Source organism: Sulfuricaulis sp., assembly GCF_041499725.1.
Classification (GTDB): domain Bacteria; phylum Pseudomonadota; class Gammaproteobacteria; order Acidiferrobacterales; family Sulfurifustaceae; genus Sulfuricaulis.
The window spans coordinates 1-5,670 of sequence record NZ_JBGQKW010000115.1; the positions used below are offsets into that span (position 1 = coordinate 1).

Annotated in this window: 4 protein-coding genes; all 4 read left to right on the top strand. The window is 60.2% G+C overall.

What is annotated here, in order from left to right:
• Nucleotides 1-709, top strand: a 709-nt coding sequence (gene lpxC / locus ACC569_RS13570) for a UDP-3-O-acyl-N-acetylglucosamine deacetylase (protein ID WP_372524070.1), incomplete at its 5' end; no start/stop codon positions are given.
• Nucleotides 710-777: 68 nt separating this feature from the next.
• Complete coding sequence (locus ACC569_RS13575; RefSeq protein WP_372524071.1) at nt 778-1,707, top strand: M23 family metallopeptidase; 930 nt, start codon at nt 778-780, stop codon at nt 1,705-1,707.
• Between the two features lie 93 nt (nt 1,708-1,800).
• On the top strand, nt 1,801-4,509 hold the full coding sequence (gene secA / locus ACC569_RS13580) for a preprotein translocase subunit SecA (protein WP_372524072.1): 2,709 nt from the start codon (nt 1,801-1,803) through the stop codon (nt 4,507-4,509).
• A 3-nt stretch (nt 4,510-4,512) separates the two neighbouring features.
• A partial coding sequence (argJ, locus tag ACC569_RS13585; RefSeq protein WP_372524073.1) for a bifunctional glutamate N-acetyltransferase/amino-acid acetyltransferase ArgJ occupies nt 4,513-5,670 on the top strand: 1,158 nt, incomplete at its 3' end.

Genomic DNA, 5,670 nt, shown 5'->3' on the forward strand with positions numbered 1-5,670 from the left:
TAACGGTGCGAGAGTTTCCACGGTGGAGCATCTTATGTCGGCATTCGCCGGACTGGGTATCGATAACGCCTATGTTGACCTGACGGCCGCGGAAGTGCCGATCATGGACGGCAGTGCGGGGCCATTTGTATTCCTGGTCCAATCGGCGGGCATAGCCGAGCAGTCGGCACCGAAGCGTTTCATGCGCATCAAGAAGAAGATCCGTCTGGAAGAGGGCGACAAGTGGGCCTGTTTCGAGCCGTTTGAGGGGTTCAAGGTTTCGTTTGCCATCGAATTCAATCACCCTACCTTCCGCAACTCGACTCAAAACGCGAGCGTCGACTTTTCCACAACCTCTTTTGTAAGAGAAGTCAGCCGCGCGCGCACTTTCGGTTTCATGGGCGATCTCGAGGCGTTGCGTGCGGCTGGACTGGCGCGCGGCGGCGGGCTCGATAACGCCATCGTGCTCGATGAATACCGGATTCTCAACGACGACGGTCTGCGTTACGAAGACGAGTTCGTCAAGCATAAGGTGCTGGATGCCATCGGCGATCTGTATCTCCTGGGTCACCCGCTGATCGGCGCCTTCAGCGCTCACAAGTCCGGGCATTCCCTCAATAATCGTCTGTTGCGCGAACTGGTGACGAACCAGGAGGCGTGGGAACTCATCACCTATAACGAAAACGACGAGGCGCCCATCGCCTTTGTGCGCACGGTTCCGGCTGTCTGAACGGCGCGCGGCGGGAATCAACGATTTCGTATTCTGTGTATCGGTGAGTTGACAGGGGAGCGACCGGCATGAACATCATACTTGTACCCAACAGCCGTCACGGCAAAGGCCGCAACGCCACCCTTTCCCAGCGCCATTTGATACTGATTGCCCTGGTTGTTTTTGTCGCGCTGCCCATTTTACTCGGAGTTATAGCCTACCGCGCCCAGGACATGTTGACCGCCTACAGCGCGGATTCACTGTTGACCGCGCAGCGCCGCGAATTGGCGGCGCAACGTACCGCGGTCGCCGAGGCCAAACGCAACGCTGAGGCGCATCTCAACGCCTTGGCCCAGCGGCTGGGGCAGTTGCAGGCGCAGGTGCTGCGGCTCAATGCGCTCGGCAGCCGTCTGACCCGCATGGCGGGACTGGATGCGCGCGAATTCAATTTTTCCGCCGATGCCGCCATGGGTGGCCCGGAAAAGGCCAGTGTTTCCTCGAACCCGCCGGAGTTGACGTCTTCGCTCGATCAACTCACGCATGAAATCGAGCGCCAGCAGGAGCGCTTGGCCGCGCTCGAGAACCTGTTGCTGGACCGCAAGCTTAACGCCGCCGTGACGCCTTCCGGATGGCCGGTGGATGGCGGATGGATTTCCTCCGGTTTCGGCGTGCGCGCCGATCCGTTCAATGGCCATCAGGCCGTGCATGAAGGTGTGGATATCGCCTCGCATATGGGCTCACCCGTGCTGGCGGTGGGCGACGGGGTCGTGTCGCACAGCGGGGAGCGAGCCGGCTATGGACTGCTGGTCGAGGTGACGCACGAATCCGGCCTGATCACTCGGTATGCCCATACCAGCGCTACCCTTGTCAAAGTGGGCGACCTTGTCAAGAAGGGACAGTCGATCGCACTGGTCGGCACTTCCGGTCGTTCCACCGGGCCCCATCTGCATTTTGAAGTCGTGCGTAATGGCACTCCGGTAAATCCCATGCGGTATCTCCAGCAGGTCGGCGCTAAATAGTCATCCGTCGCCGTATTACGCTTCAAGTCTCTCCGTTTTTCCTCCATAATTGCCGCTCTTTTGAACGCCTCCGCGTGAGGCGCATGGATTTTTATGATTACGAAAGCGCTTACCAAGATATTCGGCAGTCGCAACTCGCGTCTGCTCAAGCGCATGCAGCAGGATGTGGCACGCATCAATGCGCTCGAGCCCGAACTCGCCAAACTCACCGACGAGCAGCTGCGCGCCAAGACTTCCGAATTCAAAACCCGCGTGTCGAATGGCGAAAGCCTGGACAGCCTGTTGCATGAAGCCTTCGCTTGTGTGCGCGAGGCGTCCAAGCGCGTGCTCGGCATGCGTCATTTCGACGTGCAGCTGATTGGTGGAATGGTGTTGCACCAGGGCAAGATCGCGGAGATGCGCACCGGTGAAGGCAAGACGCTCGTGGCCACGCTCGCCGTGTATTTGAACGCCCTTTCCGGCAAAGGCGTGCACGTGGTGACCGTCAACGACTACCTGGCGCGCCGCGACGCCGAATGGATGGGTCAGATATACCGGTTTCTGGGCTTGAACGTGGGCGTCGTTGTTCCGGGTCAGGATCGCCAGGAAAAACGCGAGGCCTATGCCGCCGATATCACCTACGGCACCAACAACGAATACGGCTTCGATTATCTGCGCGACAACATGGCGTTTCGCGCTGAGGAACGCGTGCAACGCGGTGTCAACTACGCCATCGTGGACGAGGTGGACTCGATTCTGATCGACGAGGCACGCACGCCACTCATTATCTCCGGATCGGCCGATGAAAGTGCCGATCTGTACGTCAAGGTCAACACTATTATTCCCCGTCTAATCAAGCAGGAGACCGAGGACGGTCCGGGGGATTACAGCGTGGACGAAAAGGCGCGCCAGGCCATCTTCACCGAGGCCGGGCACGAGAAGGTTGAAAAACTCCTGGCCCAGGCCGGCCTGCTGGAAGCGGGATCAAGTCTCTACGATGCCTCTAATCTGATTCTAATGCACCACCTCAACGCCGCGTTGCGGGCGCATTCCCTGTTCAAACGCGAGGTGGATTACATCGTGCGCGACGATGAGGTGATCATCATCGACGAGTTCACCGGGCGCATGATGCAGGGACGGCGCTGGTCGGATGGCTTGCACCAGGCCGTGGAAGCGAAGGAAGGCGTGAAGATCCAGAACGAAAATCAGACGCTCGCTACGATCACCCTACAGAATTATTTCAGGCTGTACGCCAAGCTTGCCGGCATGACCGGCACTGCCGACACCGAAGCCTTCGAGTTCCAGCAGATCTACGGCCTCGAGGTCGTGGTGATACCGACCCATCATCCCATGATCCGCCAGGACATGGCTGACCAGATATACCGCACGGCCGGGGAGAAACACACGGCGATCCTGGTCGATATCCGCGATTGTCATCAGCGCGGCCAGCCGGTGCTGGTCGGTACCGTGACCATCGAAGCCTCGGAGCATCTTTCGGGCCTGCTGCAGAACGAAAAGATTCCACATCAGGTGTTGAATGCCAAACACCACGAGCGTGAAGCGATAATCGTGGCGCAGGCCGGCCGTCCCGGGGCCGTCACCATCGCCACCAACATGGCCGGCCGCGGCACCGACATTGTGCTTGGCGGCAATCTCGAGATGGAGTTCAAGGAAATCGGCGATGATTCCACCAAGCGGCAGCAGGCTCGGACCGATTGGGACAAGCGACACCAGCAGGTCGTGGCGGCAGGCGGGCTGCACGTGATCGGCACCGAGCGCCATGAGTCGCGGCGCATTGACAACCAGTTGCGTGGCCGTTCCGGGCGCCAGGGCGATCCCGGTTCCTCGCGTTTTTATCTTTCGCTGGAAGACAATCTGTTGCGCATCTTCGGCAGTGACCGGCTTTCCGGCCTCATGCAGAAGCTGGGCATGCAGAAAGGCGAGGCAATCGAGCACCCTTGGGTATCGCGCGCAATTGAGAATGCCCAGCGTAAGGTCGAGGGACGTAACTTCGATATTCGCAAGCAATTGCTCGAATACGACGACGTGGCGAACGATCAGCGCAAGGTGATTTACGAACAGCGCAACCGGCTCATGAACGTGGACGATATTTCCGAAAGCATTACGTCGATTCGACTTGATGTCGTCAACGAGCTGATGAACCAGCACATTCCCCCGGAGAGTCTGGAGGAGCAGTGGGAAGTGCCCGCGCTGGAGGAAAGTCTCGAGCGCGAGTTCGGGTTGAAATTGCCTGTTGCCCAGTGGCTCAAGGACGAGACGGGGCTGGACGAGGGAAAACTTCGCGCCCGTATCATTAGCGAGGCTGATCGCCGGCACGCCGAAAAGGCGATAGCCATCGGACCCGATGTCATGCGTCACCTTGAAAAGGCGGTCATGTTGCAGGTGCTGGACACGCAATGGAAGGATCATCTCGCGGCCATGGATTATCTGCGCCAGGGCATTCACCTGCGTGGTTATGCCCAGAAGAACCCGAAGGAGGAGTACAAGCGCGAGTCATTCGTGCTTTTCTCCGACATGCTGACTCGCCTTCGGCACGACGTGATCAATCTTCTGGCTCACGTTCAGGTGCAGGCACCGCAGGATGTCGAAGCGCTGGAAAGTCAGAATCGCCAGCCCCAGGAAATGCACTTCGTCCACCCCTCGCTCGATACCGGTGGACAGCCGGAAGAGGACGATGACGCCGTCGGCGTGGCCGCTGCGCAGAAGCCGCTGACGCGCCGCCAGCCCAAAGTCGGGCGCAACGAGCCTTGTCCCTGCGGCTCCGGGAAGAAGTACAAGCATTGCCACGGCAAACTGGCCTGACCCATGGCGGTTGGCTTACACGGTTTACCTTCCCTCGGATCCATTGCCGGCATACGTCTCGGCACTGTTGCCGCCGGCATCCGCAAGCAAGACCGGCGCGATCTGGTGCTGATCGAGTGCGCACCGGGCACGCATGCCGCCGCCGTGTTTACCAAGAACCGCTTCTGCGCCGCGCCGGTCATCGTGGCGCGCGAGCATCTGGCCAAAGCCATTCCGCGCGCGCTGCTCATCAATACCGGCTTTGCCAACGCCGGCACCGGCGATCCGGGTCTCGAGGATGCGCGTGCCTGCTGCGCAGCCCTGGCCAGGCAAATTGGCTGTCGCGCCGAAGAAATCCTGCCTTTTTCCACGGGCGTCATCGGCGAGCGTTTTCCGCGGGAACGGATCATCGCCGGTCTTCCGGCCTGCCAGGCCGCGCTCAATGAAAACGGCTGGGCGGAAGCGGCGCACGGCATCATGACCACCGACACCGTGCCCAAGGGCAGTTCGCGCAAGACCCGCGTCGGTTCGCACACGGTGACGGTGACCGGCATCGCCAAGGGTGCTGGCATGATCCGGCCTGACATGGCGACCCTGTTGGCATTTGTCGCCACCGATGCCGCCGTGACTCCAGCGGTTCTCCAGGCCTGTGTTATCGCGGCGGCCAATGATTCATTCAATCGCATTACCGTGGACGGCGATACTTCCACCAACGATGCCTGTGTATTGCTGGCGACAGGCGCTGCGGGTAATCCCTTGATCGATCATGCGGAAGGCGAAGCCCATGCGGCCTTCCTGCACACCATCACGGAGGTGTTCACGGATCTGGCGCAGGCTATCGTGCGCGACGCGGAGGGTGCGACCAAATTCATCACGATCGAAATACGTGGCGGGCGCAGCGAATCCGACTGTCTTGAGGTAGCCTACACCATCGCTCATTCGCCATTGGTGAAGACCGCATTTTTTGCCAGCGATCCCAACTGGGGCCGCATCCTGGCGGCCATCGGGCGCGCGCCGATAGCGCAGCTCGATGTCAGCAAGGTGGCGATTCATCTCAACGAGGTGCGTGTCGTACGTAACGGCGCCCTCGATGCCGATTACGCCGAGGCCAAGGGGCTCGCCGTCATGCGGCTTCCGGAAATCCGTATCGGAGTGGACCTGGGCGTTGGATATGCCTCGGCA